The sequence below is a fragment of the Marinactinospora rubrisoli genome (assembly GCF_042664915.1).
GTDB lineage: Bacteria > Actinomycetota > Actinomycetes > Streptosporangiales > Streptosporangiaceae > Marinitenerispora > Marinitenerispora rubrisoli.
The window spans coordinates 145,977-171,218 of sequence record NZ_JBHTBH010000010.1 but is presented as its reverse complement, the minus strand read 5'-3'; the positions used below and the strand labels follow the sequence as shown (position 1 = coordinate 171,218).

Sequence of the window (25,242 nt, the reverse complement as noted above, 5' to 3'; positions counted from 1 at the left end):
CGATCCCGCAGGGCACGAACCCCACCCATAGTATGAAAGTCGTCGTACTATGACGCGTGTCGTAACGGCCTGGTGGCCGCCCGTGCCGCTCTGTCCCCGACTCCGGAGGAGACTCTCCCGTGAGCGCCCTGTTCACCCCGCTGACCCTGCGGTCGGTGCAGATCCCCAACCGCGTCTGGATGTCCCCCATGTGCATGTACTCCGCGGCCCCCGACGGCCCGGAGACCGGCGCGCCGACAGACTTCCACCTCGCCCACCTGGCCGACCGGGCCGCCGGCGGCGCGGGCCTGGTGATGGCCGAGGCCACCGGCGTACTCCCCGAGGGCCGCATCAGCCCCTGGGACCTCGGCCTGTGGAACGACCGCCAGCAGCAGGCGTTCGCCCGTGTCACCGCGGCGATCCGCGCCCATGGCGCGGTGCCCGCCATCCAGCTCGCGCACGCCGGGCGCAAGGCGTCCGTGGACCGGCCCTGGCTCGGCGGCGGTCCCGTCGCCGAGGCCGACGGCGGCTGGCGGCCCGTCGGCCCCACCGCGGAGCCCTTCACCCCGGACCATCCGACGCCCACCGAACTCACGACCGAGGAGATCGGCCGGCTCGTGCGGGCCTTCGCCGACTCCGCCCGGCGCGCCCGCGCCGCGGGCTTCGACGTCGTGGAAGTGCACGGTGCCCACGGCTACCTGCTCCACTCGTTCCTCTCCCCCGCCACCAACCGCCGCACGGACGCCTACGGCGGCGGCTTCGAGAACCGGCTGCGCTTCCCGCTGGAGGTCGTCGACGCCGTGCGGGCCGTGTGGCCCGAGGAGCTGCCGGTCCTCTTCCGCACCTCGGCCACGGACTGGGTCACCGAGGACCCCGACGACGACCGGAACGGCTGGACCGGTGAGGACACCGTGCGCCTCGCCAAGGAGCTCCAGGCCCACGGGGTCGACCTGCTGGACACCTCCACCGGCGGCCTGCTGCCCGGCGCCCGGATCCCGACCGGGCCGGGCTACCAGGTTCCCTTCGCGGCCCGGGCCCGCGCCGAGGCCGGCATCCCCACCGGCGCCGTGGGCCTGATCACCGACCCGCGCCAGGCCGAGGAGATCGTCGCCACGGGCCAGGCGGACGCCGTCCTGCTCGGCCGGGAACTCCTCCGCGACCCCTACTGGCCGCACCGCGCCGCCCGCGAACTGGGCGCCGAGCCGCGGTGGCCGGCACAGTACGGCTACGCGGTGTGACCCGGCTCCGGAACGGCCGCGTGCCGGGCGACCGTGCGGGCGAACCGGCGGTACAGCGCCCGGCCGGGCGAACCACCGGCGCCGAGGTGGCGGCGGCCGTTCCCCGATGAACGGAAGGGCGGGCGCTCCGCGCGAACGTTCGCGAACGCCCGCCCGGGTTCCCGCTTAGCGCCATCCGAACATTTCCCCCGTCGTCTCTTAACGCCGACCGGGACCACCCCTGAGGTGAGCCCGGGCCACCGGGTCCGACGTGTGGTGACGGTGCCGGAGATGGGGAACGTGTTCGTGACGCTGCAGGTGCTCGCGATCGTCGCGGCGGCCCTCGGGGTGGTGCTGTGGGGCAGAGCGATGCGGGCACGGCGACATCGGCCGGGTATCGTCCGGCCCGCGCGGGCGACGGCCGGCCGGCTCGCCATCGGCACGGGCCGGGCTCCGGCGCCGGTCGTCTTCAGCGGCACGGCCGGACCGGCGTCGCAGGGGACGCTGATCGGTCCACTGCCGGGGCGGGTGTGCGTGTGGTACCGGGTCGAGGTGCCGTCCCACCTGCCGACACCACGCACTCCAGCGACGACATGGTGTTCTCGGCGAGCTGCTCCTACCGCGAGTGGGTGCCGCTCCCCGGCGAGCGGCTGCTGGACACCGGGCACGCCCAGCGGCGGGACGGCCGGGTCGTGATCGCGGGCACGACCGAGCGGCGGCTGGAGATCTCCACCCGTCCGCTGCGGGTCCTGCCGGCCGCGGACCGGCGCCGCGAGGCCGCCGTATTCGCCGTGCTACCGGCCGCGAGTCGCTCCTGGGCGTCCTGGCCGTCATCGGTTCCGAGTAGCCGGGGCGTGTTTCGGTACGGGACCGGGCGGGGGCCGACCACCGGCCGCTCCCCGGGCCCGTCGGGGCCCCGATTTGGACATCCGGCGCCGGGACGGCCAGTATGGGGAACGGCGCCACGCGCGCCTGGTGTGCCGGGAAGTCTGGTCGGCGTTGTCCGTATCCGTGCCGATCGTCCCGGGAGCACCCGCCGTGCCGACCTCGTCCGCCACTTCGCCGTCCACCGCCATCGGCCGGATCGCCGACGCGCTCCGCGGTGACACCGTCGGCGGCCTGCTGCTGCTCGCCGCCGCCGCGGCCGCGCTGGTCTGGGCCAACTCCCCCGCCGCCTCCTCTTACGAGACGTTGCGGGACCTCTCCTTCGGGCCGGAGGCGCTGCACCTGCACCTCTCCCTGGGCTCGTGGGCGGCCGACGGCCTGCTGGCGGTCTTCTTCTTCATCGTCGGCAGCGAACTGAAGCAGGAGTTCGTGCACGGCGAACTGCGCGACCCGCGCCGGGCGATGCTGCCCATCGTGGCGGCGGTCTGCGGCATGGTGGTCCCCGCCGCCATCTACGCCGCCGTCAACCTCGGCAGCCCCGAGACGCTGGGCGGATGGGGCATCCCCATGGCGACCGACATCGCCTTCGCCCTGGCGGTTCTGGCGATCGCCGGCCGCGGGCTGCCGCCGGCGCTGCGCACCTTCCTGCTCACCCTCGCCATCGTGGACGACCTCGGGGCGGTGCTGGTGATCGCGGTGTTCTACACCGACCACATCGCCCTGGCGCCGCTGGTGGGCGCGCTGGCGGGTTTGGCGGTGTTCGGCCACCTGCAGCGCGGCCGGGGCCTCGGGGCCGCGCTGAACGCCTCCCGGATCCCCAACTGGGCGGTCTACCTGCCGCTCGCGGCGGTCATCTGGACGCTCGTGCACGCCGGTGGCGTGCACGCCACCATCGCCGGGGTCGCCATGGGCCTGCTCATGCGCACGTCCACCGCTCCCGGCGAGACCGCGTCGCCGAGCCACCGCGTCGAGCACCTGCTGCGGCCGTTCTCCGCCGGTGTCGCGCTGCCCGTCTTCGCGTTCCTCTCGGCGGGCGTCGCCTTCGAGGGTGCCGGCCCGGTGCTGGGGGACCCCGCCGCCCTGGGGATCGCGGCCGGGCTGGTCGTCGGCAAGCTCGCCGGCATCCTCGGCGGGTCGTGGATCGCCACCAGGGTGACCGCGGCGGAGCTCAACCCGACGCTGCGCTGGATCGACATCGCCGGTCTGGCGCTATTGGCCGGGATCGGTTTCACCGTGTCGCTGCTCATCGCCGACCTGTCCTTCGCGCAGGCTCCGCAGACGCTGGCGCACGCCAAGGCCGGCGTCCTGCTCGCCTCGCTGACGGCGGGCACGCTCGCCGCCATCATCCTGAACGCCCGTGCCCGCCGCCTGCGCCGCGCCGCCTGAACCGGCGGCCGGCCGGGCCGGCGCCTCCACCCCCAATGTGATCGGACGTGTCGATGCCCCTCTCCGGCGGCCACGGGATCTACCGCTCACCGGCCGGCCGGCACGCGGTGCGCGCGTGGTGCCGCCAGGCGCTCGCGGCCTGGCCGGAGCTGCGCGCCCGCACCCTGGAGTCCCCTCGTCTCGGCCACACCGCCGTCTTCCACGCGCCGGGCGGGCCGGGCACACCCGTCCTGATCCTTCCCGGGACCAACTTCAACGCCGCCACCACCGTCCCCGTCGCGCGCGTGCTGGCCGCCGACCGCCCGGTCCACCTGGTGGATCTGCCCGGGCAGCCCGGGCTCAGCGACGATCGGCGGCCGGGAGGCGACCGGACGATGGCCTACGGGGCGTGGCTGGAGGACGTCCTTCCCCGCCTCACCGACCGTCCGGTGCTGGTTCTCGGGCACTCGCTCGGCGCGGCGGTGGCCTTGGCGGCGTCCCCGTCGCCGTTGGCCGCCGGGCTGCTGCTCCTCAACCCGGCCGGGCTGACCGCGGCGGTGCTCAGCCCGGCGCTGATGCGCGTGACCGTGCCCTGGCTGCTGCGGCCGGGAGAGCACCCGAGCGCCCGGCTGGTCGCCTTCATGAGCGGCACGTCCGGCAACCGGGCGGACGCCCGCTCCGCCGCGCGCTGGCTCGCGCTGGTGGCACGGCACAGCCGCACCGGCCTCGCCCCCGGCCCGCTTCCCGCGCCCGTGGTGGCGCGCTGGAGCGGCACGCCCGTGCGGGTCGCCACCGGCGCCCACGACCGGTTCTACCCGCCCGCCCGTCTGACCGGCCCGGCCCGGCGGCTGCTGGGCCGCACGGTGCACACGTTTCCCGACGCGGGCCACCTCGCCCTGCACGAGGAGCCGGAGCGGGTCCGCCGGCTGCTGCGCGACCTCGACGCGGGCTGACGGCGCACCGCCCCTTGAGGGCGAGCGGCTCCCCCGCCGCATGCCGCGCGAGGAGTACCCGCCCGGCATCGCGGACACGGTCCACGACGCTTCCGGCCGGCGGGGTCGCCCCCTCCCACCACGCCGGACGAGGCCGTGTGACGCTGCGCCCGCGGGGGGCGGTCATCGCGATCCTGCGGAGGGTTCTCGGTACCATCTGCGGACCGGAGGACGCGAGGTGCCGGGCCGCCGCATCGGGGCGGGCGCCGTCCGGGGACCCGACGGCAGGAGGACCACGGTGACGGCGGACGCGGCCGGGGACGGTGAGGTCACCCGGCCGTGGGTCGTGAGCAACAACTACGTCAACTATTTCCGGGTCAAGGCCGACTCCGGGGACGGGCCGCCCCGGGTGTGGCGGCTGCGGGCGCGGCGGCGCCGGCCGCAGTTCGACGTGACGGCGTTCCCGCCCGGTGTGGTGGCCGTCGGGGTGCAGGAGCTGGGCGTGGCCGCGCCGGCGCGGATGGACACGCTGGGGCGGTGCTGGGAACAGGTCGGCGGCACGCTCGCCACGCTGCCGTTCCGGGTGACGTGGGAGGAGGCGCGCGACCCGCTCGCCGAGATCCACGGGCGGATCGCCTCGGTGGGGTGCGCCGGGCTGCCGAAGCACAACGCGCCTCCGCTGCGCGACGCCCGGGGACGGCGGCTGCGGCAGCAGCCCGACCGCCCCGAGTGCCATTCGGTCGCGACGGTCCAGGCCCAGTTCATGACCACCGAGCGCGCGGTGGCGCACCTCGCCCACCGCTATCCCGGACTCGCCGCGGAGCTCGGGCACCCGCCCGAGGAGGTGCTGCCGCTCGTCTGGCAGCGCCTGTCAGGGCTTCCCGTCCGGCCGACGGCGCTCACCCACCAGAATCTCACCGGCAAGCACCTGAGCATCGGCCCCGCCGGCTCCGGCGGCGCGGCCGGGCTGCGCGCGTCGGGCTGGGAGTACGCCACGTGCGCCTGCCCGGTCAGCGACGCCGCCCGCTCCGTCTACCTCTGGATGCGCGACGCCGGAGAGCCGCTGGTCTCGGGCGGCGGGCCGGAGGTGTACCGGGCCCGCGTACGGGAACTGCTCGCCCGTGGCCCGGTCGCGCCCTCGGCCGTCACCGACGACGAGCTGGACGTCCACCTGATGCAGCAGGTCGCGCACACCGCCTACGTCGACACGCTGCGCACCGCGGACGCCATCGCGGCGGAGCGGTTCCCGCCCGGCCAGACGGCCGGGAGAACGCTCGACGACCTCGGCCGGCGGCTGGACCAGCTGTCCGTGCTGACCGGCCATCCGCCGCTCGGGCGATCCGAGCTGGGCGAACGGGTACTGCGCGCCGTCGCCGCCCACCGGGAGGTCGCCGCCCGGGACGGGGTGGACGTGGGCGGCTTCGACGAGGTGGAGCCGGCCGTGGACCTCGCCCGGTTCGACCGCCACGTGGCCGATCCCGATGACCCGGAGTTCCTGCCGGCCCGCACCGCCCTCCGCTTCCCGGGGGCCGCGGCCGCGGGGGCCGCCGGGTCCGGAGTCGGCCTGCTGCTGGACGGCGGGCACCCCGCCGCGGAGACGGCCGCCGCCGCGGGCGTCGTCATCGTCGTCCCCGACGACGCGCTGCTGCGCGCCGACCCCGACACGGTCGAGCGGACCCTCGTGGCGGCGGCGCACCGGCTGCGAGACGCCACGGCCGACGACCCCGACGCCTTCCCCGTCCTGGTACCGCCGTCGCCACGCGCGCCCGCCGCGCGCGCCGCGGCCGTCCTGCGGGACGCGGTGGACCGGGTCAGCGCCCTCCCCCGCTTCGCCGGCACGGACCCGCCCGTCGTCGCCGTGCGCGTCGGGCGTCCGGACGCCGGCACGGTCACCGGCAGCTCCGCGCTGGAGCGGGTGCCGCCGAGCGCGCTGCTCGACGTGACGGAGGCGCTGACCGTGGACGGCGAGTCCGCGAGCCGGGGCCTGGAGCACCGGCTGCACGCCCGGATGCGCCTGGCGCGGGCCGCGCGCCACCTGCACCGGATCGACGCGGCCATCCGGGAGCGGACGCCCGCCGACGGCGCGGGGCCACTCGACGCGCTACGCGGCTCGCTGCCCCGGGACCGGGTGCTGACCGTGGCGCGCGAGCGCGCCGGTGACGGCTGGCTGCAGGGACTGCTGTACCTGCCGCCGGACTGCCTCGCGACCCGGCCGCGGCGGCTCCGCGTCGTCCGGGTCCGCGACGAGCCCGCCACCGCCGCTCTGCTGCCGCCGGGTGCCGACCCGGTGCTGTTCCTGCCCCACGACGCCGACGCGGCCGGGGCCGGCGCACAGGCCGTCGTGTTCCACGCCGCGGCCGCCGTCGAGTCCGTCGTGCAGCGCGCCTTCCCGAAGGCGCCGTCGCACCGGGTCACGCCGGTGGGCGACGTGCCGCTCCCGCCCCCGGCCGTTCCCCCGCTCAGACGCCCGAGCTGGTACCGCGGCAAGCCCTACACCCGGGTCGCGCAGCCGGGCGAACGCGTGGTGGTGCACCAGCACCTTCTCGACGCCGTGGGCACCCGCCCGGCCGCCGACGCACGTGGCGGGTTCAGCAACGTGTACTACCTGGACCTGCCGTGGCACGACATGGTGGTCAGCGTGCCACGGCGCACGGCCAAGCACCGGGCGTCGGTCCTGGACCCGCGGATCTTCGTCAACATCGACGACGTCCACGAGGCCGCGTGGTCCCAGGGCGTCCCGACCCCGCCGCTGAACGCCTACGACCGCGAGACCGACAGCTTCACCATCGGCCGGGTGCACGGCCACCCGCTCAACGCGGCGCTGCGCGGCGATCCGAACCGGCAGCCGTCCGCCGGGCAGGTCCGCGACGTGGTGGGGCTCGCCGCGCGGATCGGCGCGGTGGTCCTCGACCCTTCGCTGGAGACGGTGCACGGTTATCCGGGCCCGGACGCCCCGGAGCTGCGCGAGCACGCCGCGCAGGAGCTGCTCGTCATCCACGACACGGTCCTGAGGGAGCTCATGCGGTGCGCCGACGAGGGGGTCCCCGCACCGCTCGGGCTGTACGCGTCGCTGTTCCCCGTGGCGGAGCTGCGCCGGTTCGCCGGCGGCCTGTGGGGCGCGAACCGGCCGGCTCCGGTGGGGCTGCGGCACGGGGACCTGCACGGCGAGAACATGTTCGTGCCCGCCGACCCCGCCGCCTACGGAGGGGCGCCGCTCGTCGCGATCGATTGGGGGCTGGCGCGCCCGCAGACGCTCGCATTCGAGATCGGCCGCGCCTGCCACGTCCTGGGGGCGGACGCCCGGACCCGCGCCCGGTTCGAGGAGGCCGTGGCCGGCGCCTTCTCGCCGCGTTCGCCGGAGGGGCGCTACATCGCCTCCGGGGAGTTCTCCGCGGAGTTCCGGCAGTGGACCCGTGCGTTCGCGATGCGCACGGCGCTCGGCGAGATCCTGTACAGCGCGCAGGAGCTCGCCCGGACGCCGGCCGGCAGGTATCCGGTGCAGGCGCCCCGCATCGTGGCCGCGCTGCGGTCGCGGATGCTGCGCGGAGCGCGGATTCTGGACCCGGACGTGCCGGACGACGCGCTGCGCCGGCTGCTGCCGCGGGCACTGCGCGACATGGCCGAGCGGTACCGGACCGTCGTGCCGCTGGATTCGGAGGTGACGTGGCCGTCCAGCGTCGCGCTCCCCAGCATCCACCCGTTCGGCGACTCCCCCGGCCTGCGGTCGCCGGGCCCGGTCCGCCGCGACTTCCCGTCCGGCCCGCCCCCGAGGTCCCGCCCATCGCGGTGACCGGCCCACACGAACGGGTACGGAACGCACACGTTCCACTGCGTTACGTGACCATCCCCACATAACGCATTGCCGCCTTCACCTTACGGGTGCGCTCCGTGACCATTTGAATGCGTACAGCGACCCCCTAATGTGAAGGAGCTCCCGTTGAGCGACGCGTCCCGCCACGCGGTGGACCATGGCCACATGGACGAGGCAAGAGGCGGGGAGGAGCCGAGCAGAGGACCCGGCCCGGCACGGCCGGGCGACGCCGTCACGGGTCTGCACCACGCGCTCTTCGGCGGTCCGGCCGAGTACGACCGAGTGCACCGTCCGTGGCGGGACCTCCTGGCGACCGGGCCGTTCCGGGCGGGGACGGTCCCGGACGGCGCGGACCGTGTCACCCTCGCCTACCAGCGGCTCCGGCTCATCAACGACGCCCTGGACTCCGCCGCCGACCTCGCCGCCGACCCCACCCGGCTCGCCAGCCTGCACGAGTGGACCGCGCCGCTGGACGGCGGCCTGACCACCATCGCCGGCATCCACTACAACCTGTTCCTGGGCAGTCTGCTCGACCACGACGCACACCCGGATCGGGAGCTGGCCGACCACCTGGCGATGCGGCGGATCGGCACCTTCCTGTGCACCGAACTCGACCACGGCAACGACGCGGGGGCACTGCGCACCACCGCCACCTACGATCCAGCGTGCGACCGCTTCGTGCTGCACACTCCCGATCCGGGGGCGCGCAAGTTCATGCCGAACACCGGCGAGTACGGCGGGCCGAAGTCCGGGCTCGTCGCGGCGCGGCTGATCGCCGGCGGGGACGACCACGGCGTCTTCCTCTTCCTGACCCCACTGACCGACGAGTCGGGACCACTGCCCGGAGTGACCGTGCTCCCCCTGGCCGGAAAGCACGGCAGCCCCGTCGACCACTGCCTCACGTCGTTCGACCACGTCCGGCTGCCCCGCCACGCGATGCTGACCGGCGAGCACGGGCGGCCGGGTCCGGACGGCGTGCCGATCAGCTCCGTGGGCAACCGGCGCAGGCGGTTCCTGCGCGCCATCGACCGGGTCACCACGGGGAAGCTGTGCATGAGCGCGTCCGGGGTGGCGGGTGCCCGTGCGGCGCTGGCCATCGCGGTCCGCTACGGGCTCCACCGGCACATCAGCGGCCCGCGCGGCGGGGCGCGGGTGCCGGTGTTCGCGCACCGCAGCCACCACGGGCCGCTGGTGAGCGCGATCGCCACCGGGTACGCCATGACGCTGCTGCACCGCGACACCGTGCGGCTGTTCGCCGACCGTCCGGCCGGGGCACGGGAGCGCGAACGGCTCGACCGGCTGGTGGCGGTCACCAAGGGCTGGACGACCTGGAACGCGCGGCGGATCATCGTGGAGTGCCGGGAGCGGTGCGGGGCACGCGCGCTGTTCCCCGCCAACCGGCTGTCCCCCCTGTGCGCCGACGTCGAGGGCCTCATCACCGCCGAGGGCGACAACCTGGCCGTCTGGGTCAAGGCGGGCGCCGAGCTTCTCCTCGACCACGACGTCCCCGCGTTCGGCGAGACCCCCGGCGGCCGTCTCACCGACCCGGCCGTGCTGGCCGGCCTGCTCGCCGCGGTCGAGCGCCTGGAACTGGACCGGGCGCGGCGGCGGCTGCGGCAGGCGCCATCCGGTGACCCGCTGCGCCGCTGGAACGCCGCGGCCCCGTACGCGCTGCGGGCCGTCGCGGCGTTCGCCGAGCGCCGCGCCGCCGAGGCGGTGCTCGCCGCCGCCACCACGGCCGCCCCGGGTGCCCGTGGGCCGCTGCTCGACGTGTACCGGCTGTTCGCGCTGGAACGGATCGCCGAGCACGACGGCGACCTGCTGACCGAGGGCCGGCTGACCACCGGCCAGGCCGCCGGGCTCCGGGACACGATCGAGGAGCTCGTGGCTTCGCTGGCCGAGCGGGCGCCGATCCTGGTGGCGGCGTTCGACCTGCCCGAGGGGGTGCTCGCCGACATCCCGATCGCGGGCGCGCGCCCGCACGCCGGACTCGTCGCCATGGACGCGCGGCACCCCGACCGGCCCGCCGCCGTCACTGCGCCCGGCGCACCCGTCACCGCGACGGCGGGGTAGCGGCCCGGTCCGGCAGCGGCCCGCGGCCGGTACGGCCCGGCGGCCCCGGCTCGCCCTACCGCCGCGGCGCGGACGCGGTGGAGTCCCGGATGACGAGATCGGGGGCGAGGACCTCGCGGCGATCGGCGGTGCGGCCGGAGAACCGCTCCAGGAGCATGTCGACCGCCAGGCGGCCCATGACCGTGCGGGGCTGGTCCACGCTCGTGAGGCGCGGGCGGACGGTCTCGGCGAGCACGGTGTTGTCGTACCCCGTGACGGACAGCCGTTCCGGAACCGCGATCCCCATGGCGTGCGCCTGGTCGAGGACGGCGAGCGCCGCCATGTCGTTGACGGCGAAGACCGCGGTGGGGGTGCCGCCGGAGAGCAGTTCGGCGGCGGCCTGTGCGCGGTGCCGGGAGGCGTCCCCGATCTCGACCACCGCCGTGTGGTGGGTGAGGCCGAGGCGCCGCATGGTCGCGCGGTAGCCGTCGCTGCGGGCGCGGGACGCCGGGCGGGCGGTCCCGGCGAGGTGCGCGATGCGTTCGTGGCCGAGCCGGGCCAGATGGTCCACGGCCGCCGCGGCTCCGGCCGCGTCGTCGTTGGCGACGGTGTCCACGCCGGCCGGCTGCCGGGGCGGCCGCCCCACCACGACCACGGGCGCGCGCCGCGCGGCGTCGGTGAGCGCCTGCGGCTCCAGCCACGAACTGATCACCACGACGCCGTCGACGTTGAGCTGGAGCAACGCGTCGAGCTGCTGCTCCAGCCTGCGCCGGTCGCGCCGCCCGTGGGCGAGCAGCACGGTGAAGCCGTTGGCGTCGGCGGTGTCCTCCACCCCGGCGACGACCTCGGTGTGGTACGGGTTCGCCAGGTCCGTCAGCAGCACGCCGAGGATCATGGTGCGCCCCTGGACGAGGCCGCGGGCCAGCACGTTGGACCGGTAGCCGAGTTCGTCGGCGACCGCGAGGATGCGGGCGCGGGTGGCGGCGTTGACCCCGTCGTCGCCGCGCAGCGCCAGGGAGACCAGGGACTTGGAGACGCCGGCCGCGGCGGCGACGTCGACGATCGTGGGGCGTCTGCGGCGCGCGGCCGGGGCGGCGCGGCCGTTCGTCCGGTCGGTCGGCGGGGGCTTCACGGTGCCATTGTGCCGTGGCCGGGCCGGCCGGCCGCCCCGGCCCACCGACTCCTGGAACGTTCCAGACTCGTTCGCCTACGTTCCACCCGAACGTTCACGGGCCGCCGTCGGCCGTGCCTAGCGTCGGTGCCCGACGACGACGCACCCCAGGGAGCCCCTTTGGACGACCTCCGTTCCGCACTCCGGCACCGCCCCGACGCACTGCTCCTCGACTTCGGCGGTGTGGTCTTCCAGACCCGCAAGCGCCCCGGCGGGCGCGCCGAGATGGCCGCCCGCCTGCAAGGCGTCCTGGCCCGTGCCGGGCACACCGTGGACACCGGCACCCTGCTCGCCTCTCTCGACGCCGGCCTGGCCGCGCTCAAGGACTGGAAGAACTCCGCGGGGCGCCGCCTGGCCCCCACGGAGCTCGACCACCGGACGATCTGGACCGACTTCCTGGCCTCCGATCTGGACGAAGCCGCCCGCGAAGTGCTCGCGGGCAGCGCCGGGGCGCTGCTGGCGGAGATGTCGCCGATCCTGTCCGACCACGAGGTGCGCCCCGGTGTGCGGGACCTGCTGGCCGCCGCGGCGGAACTCGGCGTGCGGGTGGGCATGGTCTCCAACGCCCACTCCGGACGGGCGCACCGCGACCTGCTCGACGCCGCCGGTCTCTCCGGCTTCTTCGGCGTGCAGGTGTACTCCGACGAGGTCGGCATCCGCAAGCCGCACCCGGAGATGATCCGGCTGGCGGCCCGCGCGCTGGGCACCGTCGCGGAGCGGTGCTGGTACGTCGGCGACACCCAGGACCGTGACGTGGTGGCCGGCCGCCGGGCCGGCGTCGCCGCGGCGATCCTCACCCGGCACCACCACACCGACAACCCGCCCTACGCCGTCTCGGTGCGCGCCGACGCCGTCTTCGACACGCCCGAGGGGCTGGTCGGCCCGCTGCGGGCGAGCGTGCCCGTGGAGCGGCCGGCGGCACCGCCTCCGGGCCCGCGGTCCACCCCCGCCGTGCCCGCGCGCCCGCTGCCGGCGGCGCTGCTGCTCGACCACGGCGGCGTCATCTCCACCTCCACCCCCGCCCCGGATGCGCGCCGCGCGTTCGCCGGCGAGGTCGCCGCGCTGCTGCGCCGCGCCGGGCACGCGTTCTCCGCCGAAGAGGTCGCCGACGCGATCGCCACGGGGCGCGAGCGCTACCGGGACTGGAAACAGGCGCACGCCGGGAATCCCGTCGTGCCGGAGATCTCCCCGCGCGAGTTCTGGTGCGACCTCGTCGGCCGCGACTGGGCACCGGAGGTCCGGGCGCTGCTGCACGCGGAGTCGGCCAGGCTGACGCTGGGGTACGCCCGGTCCAAGAGCCACGCCGAACCGCGGCCCGGGGTCGCGGAGGTGCTGGCCTTCTGCGCGGACCACGGCGTCCCGGTCGCGGTCGTCTCCAACACGCTGTGCGGCCGCGCCGTCCGCGAGCGGCTCGACCGCCACGGCCTCACCGACCGGATCGGCGTGCACGTCTACTCCGACGAACTCGGGCGCCGCAAACCCGACCCCGCCACCGTGACCACCGCCATCACCGCCCTCGGCGTACCGCCCGCCGGCTGCTGGTTCGTCGGCGACAAACCATGGCGGGACGCGGCCGCCGCCCGCCGCGGCGGGATCGGCACCGTCGTGATCGTCCGCGGCGGCTCCGCCACCGACGAGGAGATCGCGGCATCCCGCATCGGCCCCGCCGAGCAGCGCCCCACCCACGTCATCGACGAGATGTCCGACCTCCTCGACCTGTGGGGCGCCCCGCCCCCCACCCTGCCCGCCTGATCCCCAGCACCCCGAAAGGCCCCCCATGTCGCAGTCCAGCCCGCTGCCCGGCACGCCGGCGCGTCCCGCGTCACGGCCGGGCGAGTCGTCCTCCAGCCAGAAGCTGATGGTCTTCGTCCTGTCCATGACCCTGTTCGGCCTGGCCAACATCGTGACCGAGGTGCTTCCCGAGATCACGGTCGGCCCGGTCGAGCTGTCGGTCTCCTACCTGGCGTTCGTGCCGGTCGTCATGGTGTCGCTGTTCAACCCGCTGTACGCGGCGCTGGGCGCCCCGCTCGGCGAGATCGTCTTCGTCGACCTGCTCATGGGCGACTTCTCCGGCATCGGGGAGATCGAGGGATACCTCCAGATGTTCCTCGGCCTCTACATCGGCGGCTGCCTGGTGCGCGATCCGCGCCGCCGGCCGCAGATCGCCCTGGCCGCCGTGGTCACCGTCGTCGTGGACAAGATGCTGTCCGCCATCGTGGACATCGGCAAGGTGTGGGTGGGCGTCGCCGACGCCGAGTACGTGGAGGGCCTGCCCCAGTCGATCCTGCTCCTGGAGGGAATCGGCTTCACCACCGACCTGCTGATCAGCGGGGTGCTCTTCGGCGCGATCCCCGCCATGGTGCTGGCCCCGCGCCTGCACGGCAGGATCGAGCCGCTGCTCGGCATGGCGCCGCGCGATGCGGCGAACCCGCCCGCGCTGGCGCAGCGCGGTGCCGCGATGTTCGCCCTGCTGGCGATCTTCCTGTCCTTCGTCTCGATGATCGCGGCGTTCGCCTCCGAGATCGTGGACAACTTCGGCGTGGGGGATCCGGGCTTCATCGACCAGTACGGCCAACGGTTCCTGTGGGTGGGGGTGGCCGCCGCGCTGCTCGTGCTCGTGGGGGCCGTCGTCGCCGCCCGCGCCGTGGTCCGGTCCCGCCGGGAGCGTGCCGCGCAGGACGCGGCCGGGCAGCGGCGGGAGGCGCGGTGAGCGCCGTCCCCGGACCGGCGATCGAGGCGACCGGGCTGTCCTTCCGGTACCCCGGCGGCACGCGGGACAGTCTGCGGGAGGTGGACCTGCGGATCGAGCGCGGGGACTTCACCGCGGTGGTCGGCGGCAACGGGTCCGGCAAGACGACGCTGTGCAAGGCGTTCAACGGCCTCGTCCCGCACTTCTGGGCGGGGAGCTTCGACGGCACGGTGCGCGTCCTCGGCCATGACACCCGCGACCTGTCGGTGGCCGCGCTCTCCCACCTCGTCGGCTACGTCTACCAGGACTTCGGCAACCAGTTGGTGCGTCCCACCGTCCGGGACGAGGTCTCCTTCGCCCCGGTCAACTTCGGGCACGCCGACCACCGTGAGCGTACCGATGAGGCCATGGCCGCGCTGGGCGTCGAGCACCTGGCCGACCGGTTCGTCTGGCAGCTCTCCGGGGGACAGCAGCACCTGGTCGCGCTGGCCGGCGTGCTCGCGCTGCGCCCGGAGGTGCTGGTGGTCGACGAGCCGGTGGCCGAACTCGATCCCGCCCACGCGGCGGAGGTGTACGAGCGGCTCGCCGACCTCAACCGCACCCGCGGCACGACGGTGATCGTCATCGAACACCACGCCGAGTACGTCGCGCGCTACGCGTCGTCGGTGCTGCTCATGGCCGACGGCGCCCCGGTGTGGCACCTGCCCACCCGGGCCGCGCTGGCCCGCACGGAGGAGCTGGACCGGCACGGTATCCCGGCGCCGCAGGTCGTCCAGGCCGCGCGCGCCCTGGAGTGCGCCGGTCCGGTTCCGCTGACGGTCCCGGAGGCGGCGGAGGCGCTGCGGACCCGCCGCGTGGCCGTCCCGGACTCCGGAACGGCCACGCCGTCACCGGCCGGCCGGCACTCGGGGACCGCCGTGTCCGTGCGTCCGCCCCGCGAGCGGGGCGGCACCGTCCCGCCCCCGGTCGCCGAGCTCCGCCAGGTGACGCACGGCTACCGGGAGGTGGGCGGCGAGCTGTCCATCGTGCTGGACGACGTGACGCTCTCCCTGGCGGAGGGCGAGCGCGTGGCCCTGGTCGGCGGGAACGGGGCCGGAAAGTCCACCCTGCTGCGGCTGCTCACCGGCCTGAAGGTGCCGCGCTCGGGCACCGTGCTCGTCGACGGCACCGACACCCGCCGGACGCGGCCGGCCCGGCTCGCCGACAAGGTGTGCTACCTCTACCAGCGCCCCGAGCACATGTTCCTCAAGGACAGCGTGCGGGAGGACGTCGCGATGTTCCCGCACGGCCGCGGGCGGCCCGACACCGACGAGCTGGTCGAGACGGTGCTGGAGCGGGTCCGGCTGGCCGAGCTGGCCGGCCGGGACGGCCGCACGCTCTCGGGCGGCCAGCAGCGCCGCGCCACCCTCGCCATCGGCCTGGCGATGCGGCCCGCCCTGCTGCTGCTGGACGAACCCACCTCCAGCCTGGACGTCGGCAGCCGCGACGCCGTGATCGCGATGCTCGCGGCGCTGGCCGGCACGATCCGCTGCGTGGTGGTGGCGACGCACGACATGCACCTGGTGGCCGAGTGGGCGGAGCGGGTGCTCGTGCTGGACGGCGGCCGGATCGTGGCCGACACCGACCCCGCGTCGCTGTTCGCGGACCGGCCGCTGCTGGACCGGGCCCGGCTGGTGCCGCCGCAGGTCGCCCAGCTCGGTGCCGCGGTCGGACTGGCGCCGCCCCCGCTCTCGGTCGCGGAGCTCGTCGCGCGGCTGTCCGGGACGGACGCGCCGGCGCGGGGTCCGGCCGCGGTCGTGGCGGCCGACGATCCACGTGGAGGAGACGCCTGATGGAGCGCAAAGAACGCGACCGGCTCTCGGTGGAGTGGGTCAAGCTGGAACTGCTGCGGACCGCCTACGCCACCCGTGGCGGGCTGCTGGCCCGGATGGACGCGCGCGTCGTCATCGGCTGGTACCTGATCTTCGCGGTGGTGCCGTGGCTGACCCACAACATCACCGTCCTGGCCGGGCTCTTCCTCCTCTGCTCCGTCGCCGTGGTGCTCAGCCGGGTCGGTCCGCTCATCCTCGGGCTGTTCGTCATCGGTTTCGTGCTGGAGAGCGGCTACGTGCTCGTCGCCTCGGTCTTCTTCGGCGGCGACCTCGCCACGGTGCTCGCCATGACCGAGCTGACCCTCAAACTGGGCACCGTCAGCCTGGCGAGCATGGCGGCGTTCGTCTCGCTCGACCCGGAGAAGCTCTCCGACGCGCTGCTCAGCCTGCACGCGCCCGCCATGGTGAGCTTCGGGGTGAGCTACGGCTACCGGATGCTGCCGATCCTGATGGAGGAGTTCCACACCGTGGTGGACGGGCACCGGCTCCGCTCGGCACCGCTGCCCTCGGCGGGTCTGCTCGGGTGGCGGGTGGCGGCGCGCACCGCCTCGACGGTCGTGGCGGCCTTCTACCCCCTGATGCTGAACACCGCCAAGCGCACCCGCACCACGGTCGAGGCGCTGGAGACCCGGGGCTTCACCTACGCGACGGAGCACTCCGACGGCCGGCGGATCCGGCTGGCCTACCTGCGGGTGGGGGCGCGGGACGTGGCGCTGCTGGCCGGCACCGTCCTGCTGGTCGGCACGGTGTTCGCCGTCGGCGCGCGCTTCCCGCTGCACGCCGTCCTCCCGGGGTGAGGGGCGGCCCTGGCCCGCTTCCGCCGGGCCGGGGTCACCCGCCGAAGACGAGCAGGTTGTAGATCACGGGGTAGATCACCGCCACGATGCTGACGCAACCGTGCAGCAGGAAGTTCAGCCACAGGTTGCGGTAACGGGCCCACAGATAGCCGTAGAGCACCCCGGCCACGCCCTGGACCACGATGGCCATGGCCAGGTCGGTCTCCCACGTGGGGTAGGGGTTGGTGCCGACCAGGCTGGCCAGCGCGTAGACGCCCGCGGCCGTGACGATGCCGGGCCAGCGGCCCATCAGGCGCTCCAGGCGGGTCTGCAGCAGCGCCCGGAAGAACACCTCCTCCAGCAGCGCCGCCGTCCCCAGGGCCAGCGCCAGCCGGGCGAACATCGCGTAGGTGTTCGGCAGCGTCCCCGGGGACGGGACGGGCGTCGTCCAGGGCAGCAGCACCGCGATGTAGAGGTAGCCGACCACGGCCAGGATCCCGGCCCAGCGCCAACCCCACGGGACCCGGATGCCCTGCTGCAGGACGTCGGGCCGGGTGGTCGTGCCCATGACACCGGACGGGCCGGTCAGCATGAGGGGGAGGAAGAGCAGGAACAGCACCTTCGAGGTGTGGTACGCCAGCGCCCCCAGCTGCGGGTCGACCAGGTCGTAGGCGTCGTAGAGCAGCACGTCTCCCAGCAGGAACGCGGCGACGCAGCCGAGCAGCGCCCACGTCTCGCGCCATACCCGCCGCCCGCGCAGCATGCCGGCCGGCCCGAGGCCGTCCGGCGCCCGCCATGGCGCCACCCTGATCAGCAGCAGGCCCACCGCGACCGGCAGCCAGAACGACCACAGCAGCCCGGACGCGTAGTCCTCGCTCCGGTGAATCTGCACGTTCCCCGTCAGGTACAGAGACACCGCGGCCAGGAAGAACACCAGCACACCCGCGGCGACCACCCCGCGGCCCATCGCGGCCTTCACCATCGAATTTCCCCCACTGGGATCCGCCTCACCGCCCCCGCACCGCGGACGGGACCCCTGTCACCTGTAACGGCGGCGGGAGCAGTATTGATCCATCCCGTTCCCTGCCGTGGCCGGGCCGGCCGTCGCGCTCCGTCACCCGGCGGCCGGCCGGGTCAGCGCGACGGCGGCCTTGCGGTCGGCCCGGGACTCCGGGCGCGGATCGACCAGGAACCCCAGCCGGTAGACGACGGTGCGCCGCCTGCCCCGCACCCGCAGGTGGATCTCGGTGCCGCCCGGATGCGCCTGGAAGATCTCCTTCATCCGGCGTACCGACTCCGGTGTCACGGCGGCCTCCGCGATCTCCAGCCGCACGGGGCCACCGCCGGCCGGTCCCGGCTCGGGGACGATGAGCTCGGTCACGGTGAGCCGGGGCACGTCCTCCCGGCGGTCGAGGCGCCCCTTGACCAGGACGATCTCGTCCTCGGCGAGCCGGGTGGGCAAGAGCCGGCGGGTCGAGGGGAAGACCATGCACTGGATGGATCCGGCGTGGTCGTCGACGGTGGCGATGGCCCAGGTACCGCCCTTCCGGGTGACCTTGCGCGCCATGGCCGACACGATGCCGCCGACGGTGACGACCGCGCCGTCGGGCCGACCGCCGACGGTGAGCGCGGCGATCGAGCGGCGCTCGCGGACGGCGTGACCGCGCACCGTGCCGGGCCGCGTCCCGCGTCGGCGATACTCGGAGCCATGCGGTTCGGCATTCTGGGCCCGGTCGACGTGCGGCTGGCCGACGGGAGTCCGGTCGCCGTCGGGGGTCCCCGGGTGCGGGCGCTGCTCGCGCTGCTGCTGCTCGACGCCGGCCGGACCGTCGGGGACGACCGCCTGCTGGACGGGCTGTACGGGACGGAGCCGCCCGCCGGTGCGGCCAACGCCCTGCAGTCCCAGATCTCGCGGCTGCGCCGGGCGCTGCGGCCGGGCGGCGACGGCCGCGACCTCGTGGAACGGCTGCCGGGCGGATACCGGATCGCCGTGGCGCCCGAGGACGTCGACGCGCACCGATTCGAGCGTGCCGCCGAGAACGGACGGCGGGCGCTGGCCCGCGGCGACCTGCCGCGTGCGGCCGATCTGCTGCGCGAGGCGCTCGCCCTGTGGCGCGGGCCCGCGCTCGCCGACTTGACCGGGCCGCCCGACCTGGCCGGCTCCCCGGCCCTGCGCGCGCAGGCCGAGCGCCTCACCGAACTGCGCCTCGCCGCGGTCGAGGACCGGGTGGCGGCCGACCTCGCCGTGCGGCCGGACGCCGCGCTGGTGGCGGAGCTCCGTGAGCTGGTGGCCGCGCACCCCCTCCGGGAACGGCTGTCCGCCCAGCTCATCCACGCCCTGCACGCCTGCGGGCGGCGGAGGGACGCGCTCGCCGCGTTCGATGACGCCCGCCGCAGGCTGGTGGAGGAGCTCGGCATCGAACCGTCCGCCGAGCTCGCGGCCGCGCAGCTCGCCGTGCTGCGGTCCGAGCCGCCGGCCGCCCCCGCACCGCCGGAGCCGCGGCGTGCCGGGCTGCCCGCCCAGCTCACGAGCTTCGTCGGACGCGGCACCGAACTCGACCGCGTCGTCGCGCTGCTCGACTCGGCGCGCCTGGTCACTCTGACGGGCCCGGGAGGCTCCGGAAAGACCCGGCTGGCCGTCGAGGCGGCCGCCCGCCTCCCGGGTACCGTCCGGTTCGTCGAGCTCGGCCGGGTGGAGTCGGCGGCCGCGCTACCGCAGGCGATCGCCCGGTCCCTCGGCCTGCGCGACACCGCGCTGCTGCCCCCGCCGGTGCCCGGCGCGGCGGCGCCGCCACCCGACCTCGCCGGGCGGCTGGTCGCGGCGCTCGCCGACCGGCACCTGCTGCTCGTCCTGGACAACTGCGAACACGTCATCGAGGCCGCCGCGGCGCTCACCGCGCGGCTGCTCGACGCGTGTCCCGGGCTGCGCGTGCTCGCGACGAGCCGCGAGCCGCTCGGCATCACCGGCGAGACTCTGTGCCCGGTGCCGCCGCTGGCGCTCCCGCCGCCCGGTACCCCGGCCGCCGACGCCCTCCGCTACCCGGCCGTGCGGCTGTTCGCCGACCGGGCCGCCGCCGTGCGGCCCGGATTCGCGGTGGACGGCCGGACGGCCGAAGACGTGCTGCACGTCTGCCGGTCGCTGGACGGCCTGCCGCTCGCGATCGAACTGGCCGCGGCGCGGCTGCGGGCGCTCCCGGTCGCCGAGGTGGCGGCCCGGCTGGACGACCGGTTCCGGCTGCTCTCGCGGGGCAGCCGCACGGCGGAACCGCGGCATCGCACCCTGCGGGCGGTGGTGGAGTGGAGCTGGGACCTGCTGGACGACGCCGAGCGGCGGCTGGCGCGCCGCCTCACGGTCTTCGCCGACGGGATCACCGTCGAGGCGGCGGCGCAGGTCTGCGGCGTTCCTGAGGCCGAGGCGCTCGACGTGCTCAGCGGACTGGTGGACAAGTCGCTGCTGGAGACCACGGGCGAGGACACGCCACGGTTCCGCATGCTCGCCACGGTCCGCGCCTTCTGCGCGGAGCGGCTCGCCGAGACGGACGAGGGCGCACCCGCCCGTCGCGCGCACGCCGGCCACTATCTCGGCCGGGTGCTGGCCGCGGCTCCCCGGCTCCGGGAGGCCGGGCAGCTGGACTGGCTGCGCCGGCTCGACGCCGACCACGACAACCTGCTCACCGCCCTGCGCTGGGCCGTGCGGGCGGGTGAGAAGGAACTCGCGCTGCGGATGCTGTCCGGGCTGTCCGCCTACTGGTGGCTGCGCGGCCGCCGGGTGGAGGGCGGGGCCGTGGCCCGCGACCTGCTGGAGTCGGTGGGAGCGGAGCCGCCGCCGGGGCTGGAGGAGGAGTACGTGCTCGGCGCCCTCGTCGCCGCCACGGCCCCGTCCGGCCTGGTCCCGGGCCGCCTCGCGGAGGCAGAGCGGCTGGCGAGCGGCCTCGCGGGACCGCTGCGTCACCCGTTCCTCCTCGTGCTGTGGGGCCGGTTCGCCGGTGTACCGGGCGAGCGCGCCCCGTGGACGTTCCCGTTGGAGAGCCTCGCCGCCGGCCCCGACCCGTGGGTCCGGGCGCTCATGCACACCGGGCTGGGGTACCGGCGGCTCGTCGAAGGGGACGTGGCGGGCAGCGAACGGGGTTTCACCGCCGGCCTGGACGGGTTCCGGTCCGTCGGCGAGCGGTGGGGCATGGCGGTGGCGCTCTCCGAGCTCGGCACCCTCGCGGCCTGGCGGGGCGAGTGGCGCGCGGCCACCGCCATGGCGGACGAAGCGCTCGGCCTGTTCGGTGCGCTCGACGCCGCCGAGGACATGGCCGACGTGCTGTGCGGCCGCGCCGACGGGCGAGTCCGCAGCGGTGACCTCGCCGGAGCACAGGCCGACTGCGACCGGGCGGCGGCGCTCGCCCGCCGCGCGGGCAGCCCGGAGCAGCTCGCGCTGGCCCATCTGGGCCTCGGCGAGGTCGCACGGCAGCGGGGCGATCTCGCCGGGGCGCGGGCGCAGTACGAGACCGGACTGCGGCACTGCCCCACGGGCTGGTTCAGCGCCGAGGAGGCCCGGGCCCGCCTCCACATCGCCCTGGGGCGGCTCGCGGAGACCGAGCGGGACGCGGAGCCGGCCCGCCATCACCACGCCCGGGCCCTGGCCACCCTGGCCGGGGACGGCCCGCTCAGCGGCCCGAGCGCCCTGCTGGTCGCCCCCACGGCGGTCGAGGCGCTGGCCGGGCTCGCCCTGCTGGACGGCGACCCCACCCGGGCGGCGCGGCTGCTCGGCACCGCCCGCGTCCTGCGCGGCACCACCCGGGCGGCCGACCCCGACGTCGCCCGCGTCGCCGCCACCGCGCGGGACCGGCTCGGCACGCCCGGCTATGAGCGGGCGTACCGGCAGGCGGCGGCGGTACCACGCACGCGAGCGCTCGCGCTGCTGGCCGGGCTCACGGCGCAACGCGCGGCGTGACGGCGGCCCGGACACGGCACCGAGTCCACGGGATGTCCGTGGCGGCCGTCCCGAGCGAGCTGTGGAACGAGACCCCTGACCGGTACGGCCTCTCGGCCGCGACGGCTCGATCCGGGCTCACGCCGCCTCGGTCGGCTCGCCGTGTCGTACCGCGCCGGCCGTTCAACCGGCCCCCGCCGTCGCGGCGCCGGGACCGCATCGGCCGGACGGGTACCACGGTGTCGTGGTGGCGCCGTGGGACGTTGGTCCGTACTCCCCGCCCGGCTGACGGGCCGCCGTCAGCGTCCGGTGCGCCGGCGGTCAGCGCACCCGCGCAGGGTTGGCCGCATGGAAAGTTCTCCGATCAGCAGGGCGCGCGCGTGGGCGACGCTCGCCATCGCCTGCCTTGCCGCGTTGCTCCTCGCCCTCGACCTCACCGTGCTGCACCTGGCGGTACCCGCGTTGACCGCCGACCTGCGCCCGTCCGCCACCCAGCTCCTGTGGATCGCCGACATCTACGGCTTCGCGCTCGGCGGGCTGCTGGTGACGATGGGCAATGTCGGCGACCGGATCGGCCGCAAACGGCTGCTCCTCGCCGGAACGTCCCTCTTCGGGGTCGCGTCCGTGGTCACCGCCTACGCGCCCACCGCGGAGGCCCTGATCGCGGCGCGGGCGCTGCTCGGGGTGGCCGGGGCGACCGTCATGCCCTCGACCCTGTCGATCATCCGGGACGCCTTCACCGACCCGCAGGAGCGGACCGCGGCGGTCGGGATCTGGAGCGGCGCCAGCGCGGCCGGCTTCGCGCTCGGTCCGGTGCTGGGCGGGGTGCTCCTGGACCATTTCTGGTGGGGGTCGGTCTTCCTGGTCAACGTGCCCGTGGTGGTGCTCGTCGTCGCCGCGGGCGCGTTCGTGCTGCCCGAATCGCGCAACCCCGCGCCCGGGCGGCTGGACCTGCTCAGCGTGCCGCTGTCCATCGCCGGCGTCATCGGGGTCATCTACGCGGTGAAGGAGGCGGCCCACGGCGCCCCCGGCCCGGACGCGGCGGCGGCGCTGGTGGTCGGTGTCACCTCGCTGGTGGTCTTCGTCCGGCGGCAGACGCGGCTGGCCGAGCCGCTGATCGACGTCCGGCTGTTCCGCCGGCGCGCGTTCGCGGGCTCGATCGGCTGCGCGGTGGTGGCCATGTTCGCCAATCTGGCGATGTCCCTGCTCATGGCCCAGTACTTCCAGCTGGTCCTGGGCTGGTCGCCGCTGCACGCGGGCCTGATGTCGCTTCCGGGCGCGCTCGCCGGCGTCGTCGGCGGCATGGCGGCGGCACCGCTGATCGCCTCGTGGGGGCGCGCCCGCGCGGTGGCGGTGGGGCTGGGGCTCTGCACGGCCGGATTCCTGCTGTACTCCCGGCTCGGCGCGCAGCCGGACTACCTGCTGCTGATCCCGGCGCTGCTGGTGTTCGGCATGGGCACCGGCCTGGCGTTCTCGGTCACCAACGACACCGTCCTGGCCGTGGCGCCGCGAAAGCGGGCCGGTGCCGCGGCGGCGATCTCCGAGACCGGGATGGAGGTCGGCGGCGCCCTGGGCATCGCGGTGCTCGGCAGCGTTCTGAACAGTGCCTACCGTGGCACGGTGCGGCTCCCGGAGGACATGCCGGAGGAGACGCGGCGGGCGGCGGAGGACTCGCTCGCGGCGGCGCTGGACGCCGCGGCGTCCCTGCCTCCGGAGCCGGCGCGGGCGGCGGCCACCGCCGCCCGGGAGGCGTTCCTGGCCGGCATCGGGACCACGATGACGGTCGCCGCCGTGCTGCTGGCCGTGATCGCCCTGACGGCGCTCTTCGCGCTGCGGGGCGTACCACGGGTGATCCCGGACGAACACCTGGAGCCGTCCGCGCCCGGCGCCGACGGCCGCACCCCACCGGCGGCGCAGGACGGCGAGCAGGCGAGCACGGCCGGAGACACCCCACGGCCGGCCCACGAACGCCCTAAGCCGCCGACGACATCGTTCGAACACTGATCCGGTGCGAACATCAGCAAAACGAACAATATATGTGTTTGAATAGCGGCATGGACGGTCCTGAGCGGATGGACGCGATCGTGCGGCAGTTGCGCGACGCGGGAGAGGTGCACGTCGCCGACCTGGCACGGCTCACCGGGCACTCGGAGATGACGATCCGGCGCGACCTCGACCGCCTCGCGGCCCAGGGGGTGCTGCGCCGCGTGCACGGCGGCGCGGTCAGCCTGCTGCCCCGTGGGCAGGAGCCGCCCTACGCCGTCCGTGCCCGCCAGGCCACGGCCGCCAAGAAGCGGATCGCCGCGGCCGTCGGGGACCTCGTCGCCGACGGCCAGGCGGTGGCGGTCGACGGCGGCACCACCGCGGCCGAGGTCGCCCGGGTGCTCGGCGGGCGGCTGATCACCGCCATGCCGCTGTCGCTGCAGGCGGCCCAGGCGCTCAGTTCCGGGCGGCAGGCGCGCATCCTGATGGCGGGCGGCGAGGTGCGGCCGGGCGAGCTGTCGTTCACCGGCCCGCTCGCGGAGGCGTCACTGGACGCCATGCGCTTCGACACCGCGGTGCTGAGCTGCTGCGGCCTGTCCGTGGCCGACGGCATCACGGCCCACGACCTCGGCGACGTCGCGGTCAAGCGCGCCGCCATGCGCTCGGCCCGCCGGGTGGTGCTGGCGGCCGACTCCGCGAAGCTCGGCCGGGTGACCATGGGCTATGTCGGGCCGGTCGGCCGGATCGACACGCTCGTGACCGACACCGACGCCCCCGACGACGTGGTCACCGCCATCCAGGCGGCGGGCGTGACGGTGCTGCGCGTCTGAACCGTGCGCCGCCGCGCCGGGGCGATGGCGCCCGCCGTGCCGCCACGGTGACCGTGGACCGCCCCGGCCCGGGCGCTCACCCCTTGATTCCGCTCTCCACCGCGCCGCGCACGATGTAGCGCTGCAGGAACAGGAACACCAGCAGCAGCGGCAGCACCGAGACCGCCGCCGCCATGAAGAGCTCCGGCAGGTCGATGGTCTGGGCGGTGACGTAGGTGGACAGCACGATCTGCACCGTCCAGGACGCGGAGTCCTGCGCGATGACCAGCGGCCACAGGAAGGCGTTCCAGCTCCCGATGAAGGTGATCACGCCGATGGCCGCGAAGAACGGCAGCGTGTTGGGCACGACCACCCGCCAGTAGGTCCCCCAGTAGCCGAGCCCGTCGACCCGCGCGGCGTCCTCCAGCTCCCGTGGGAACGTGAGGAAGTACTGCCGGAACAGGAACGCGGTGAACCCGCTGAACAGCCCCGGGATGATCAGGCCGCGCAGCGACGATACCCATCCGAGCGAGGACACCATCACGAACGTGGGGACGAAGGTGACGGCCGCCGGGATCATCAGGGTGGCCAGCACGGTGCCGAAGACCACGCCCGCGTACCGGTAGGGGATGCGGGCCAGCGCGTAGCCCGCCGTCGAGCAGACCAGGAGCTGTCCACCGGTCTGCAGGAGGGCGACCACCAGGCTGTTGGCCAGGCCGGTGCGCATGGGGGATCCCGGGGCGAGCAGCGCCGTGAGGTTCTCCCACCGCGGATCGGCCGG

General features: G+C 75.3%; 16 protein-coding genes. 12 read left to right on the top strand and 4 right to left on the bottom strand.

Going from position 1 to position 25,242, the window contains the following annotated elements; genetic code table 11:
* Nucleotides 1-119: 119 nt before the first annotated feature.
* The 5 genes from ACFQRF_RS20695 (at nucleotide 120) to ACFQRF_RS20675 (ending at nucleotide 10,262) form a co-directional block, all read left to right on the top strand.
* The gene (locus ACFQRF_RS20695; RefSeq protein WP_379872791.1) at nucleotides 120-1,217 is read left to right on the top strand and encodes an NADH:flavin oxidoreductase/NADH oxidase; all 1,098 of its coding nucleotides are present in this window, start codon (nucleotides 120-122) and stop codon (nucleotides 1,215-1,217) included.
* A gap of 1,017 nt (nucleotides 1,218-2,234) precedes the next feature.
* On the top strand, nucleotides 2,235-3,467 hold the full coding sequence (gene nhaA / locus ACFQRF_RS20690) for a Na+/H+ antiporter NhaA (RefSeq protein ID WP_379872790.1): 1,233 nt from the start codon (nucleotides 2,235-2,237) through the stop codon (nucleotides 3,465-3,467).
* Between the two features lie 53 nt (nucleotides 3,468-3,520).
* A complete protein-coding gene (locus tag ACFQRF_RS20685; protein ID WP_379872858.1) occupies nucleotides 3,521-4,399 on the top strand; it encodes an alpha/beta fold hydrolase in 879 nt (292 codons plus the stop codon).
* Nucleotides 4,400-4,676: 277 nt separating this feature from the next.
* Nucleotides 4,677-8,168, top strand: coding sequence for a hypothetical protein (locus ACFQRF_RS20680; RefSeq protein ID WP_379872789.1), 3,492 nt, complete (start codon nucleotides 4,677-4,679; stop codon nucleotides 8,166-8,168).
* Between the two features lie 186 nt (nucleotides 8,169-8,354).
* A complete protein-coding gene (locus tag ACFQRF_RS20675; protein ID WP_379872788.1) occupies nucleotides 8,355-10,262 on the top strand; it encodes an acyl-CoA dehydrogenase family protein in 1,908 nt (635 codons plus the stop codon).
* A 55-nt stretch (nucleotides 10,263-10,317) separates the two neighbouring features.
* On the opposite strand, the gene ACFQRF_RS20670 is transcribed toward ACFQRF_RS20675, so the two are convergent.
* Nucleotides 10,318-11,373 (bottom strand): LacI family DNA-binding transcriptional regulator, encoded by a 1,056-nt coding sequence (locus ACFQRF_RS20670; protein WP_379872787.1) that lies wholly within the window; start codon nucleotides 11,371-11,373, stop codon nucleotides 10,318-10,320.
* Between the two features lie 159 nt (nucleotides 11,374-11,532).
* Between ACFQRF_RS20670 and ACFQRF_RS20665 the strand changes: the two genes are divergently transcribed.
* The 4 genes from ACFQRF_RS20665 to ACFQRF_RS20650 are packed head-to-tail and all read left to right on the top strand — an operon-like array spanning nucleotide 11,533 to nucleotide 16,769.
* Nucleotides 11,533-13,164 carry an HAD family hydrolase gene (locus ACFQRF_RS20665; protein WP_379872786.1) on the top strand — a complete coding sequence of 544 codons (1,632 nt, stop codon included), beginning with the start codon at nucleotides 11,533-11,535 and terminating at the stop codon, nucleotides 13,162-13,164.
* A gap of 25 nt (nucleotides 13,165-13,189) precedes the next feature.
* Nucleotides 13,190-14,122 (top strand): DUF8171 family membrane protein, encoded by a 933-nt coding sequence (locus tag ACFQRF_RS20660; protein ID WP_379872785.1) that lies wholly within the window; start codon nucleotides 13,190-13,192, stop codon nucleotides 14,120-14,122.
* The gene (locus ACFQRF_RS20655; RefSeq protein WP_379872784.1) at nucleotides 14,119-15,933 is read left to right on the top strand and encodes an ABC transporter ATP-binding protein; all 1,815 of its coding nucleotides are present in this window, start codon (nucleotides 14,119-14,121) and stop codon (nucleotides 15,931-15,933) included. Before ACFQRF_RS20660 ends, ACFQRF_RS20655 begins: the two co-directional genes overlap by 4 nt.
* Entirely contained in the window at nucleotides 15,933-16,769 is an 837-nt protein-coding gene (locus ACFQRF_RS20650; RefSeq protein WP_379872783.1) for an energy-coupling factor transporter transmembrane component T family protein, read from the top strand. The genes ACFQRF_RS20655 and ACFQRF_RS20650 overlap by 1 nt, the downstream gene beginning before the upstream one ends.
* A 34-nt stretch (nucleotides 16,770-16,803) precedes the next feature.
* On the opposite strand, the gene ACFQRF_RS20645 is transcribed toward ACFQRF_RS20650, so the two are convergent.
* Nucleotides 16,804-17,730, bottom strand: coding sequence for a CPBP family intramembrane glutamic endopeptidase (locus tag ACFQRF_RS20645; RefSeq protein WP_379872782.1), 927 nt, complete (start codon nucleotides 17,728-17,730; stop codon nucleotides 16,804-16,806).
* Between the two features lie 132 nt (nucleotides 17,731-17,862).
* Nucleotides 17,863-18,417: an OB-fold nucleic acid binding domain-containing protein gene (locus ACFQRF_RS20640; protein ID WP_379872781.1), complete on the bottom strand. Its 555-nt coding sequence runs from the start codon at nucleotides 18,415-18,417 to the stop codon at nucleotides 17,863-17,865.
* A gap of 39 nt (nucleotides 18,418-18,456) precedes the next feature.
* Between ACFQRF_RS20640 and ACFQRF_RS20635 the strand changes: the two genes are divergently transcribed.
* The 3 genes from ACFQRF_RS20635 (at nucleotide 18,457) to ACFQRF_RS20625 (ending at nucleotide 24,482) form a co-directional block, all read left to right on the top strand.
* The gene (locus ACFQRF_RS20635) at nucleotides 18,457-21,690 is read left to right on the top strand and encodes a BTAD domain-containing putative transcriptional regulator (protein WP_379872780.1); all 3,234 of its coding nucleotides are present in this window, start codon (nucleotides 18,457-18,459) and stop codon (nucleotides 21,688-21,690) included.
* A gap of 327 nt (nucleotides 21,691-22,017) precedes the next feature.
* Entirely contained in the window at nucleotides 22,018-23,673 is a 1,656-nt protein-coding gene (locus ACFQRF_RS20630; RefSeq protein WP_379872779.1) for an MFS transporter, read from the top strand.
* A 50-nt stretch (nucleotides 23,674-23,723) separates the two neighbouring features.
* A complete protein-coding gene (locus tag ACFQRF_RS20625) occupies nucleotides 23,724-24,482 on the top strand; it encodes a DeoR/GlpR family DNA-binding transcription regulator (RefSeq protein ID WP_379872778.1) in 759 nt (252 codons plus the stop codon).
* Between the two features lie 76 nt (nucleotides 24,483-24,558).
* Here the strand turns inward: ACFQRF_RS20625 and ACFQRF_RS20620 are convergent, their stop codons facing one another.
* A complete protein-coding gene (locus ACFQRF_RS20620; protein ID WP_379872857.1) occupies nucleotides 24,559-25,161 on the bottom strand; it encodes a carbohydrate ABC transporter permease in 603 nt (200 codons plus the stop codon).
* Nucleotides 25,162-25,242 lie beyond the last annotated feature (81 nt).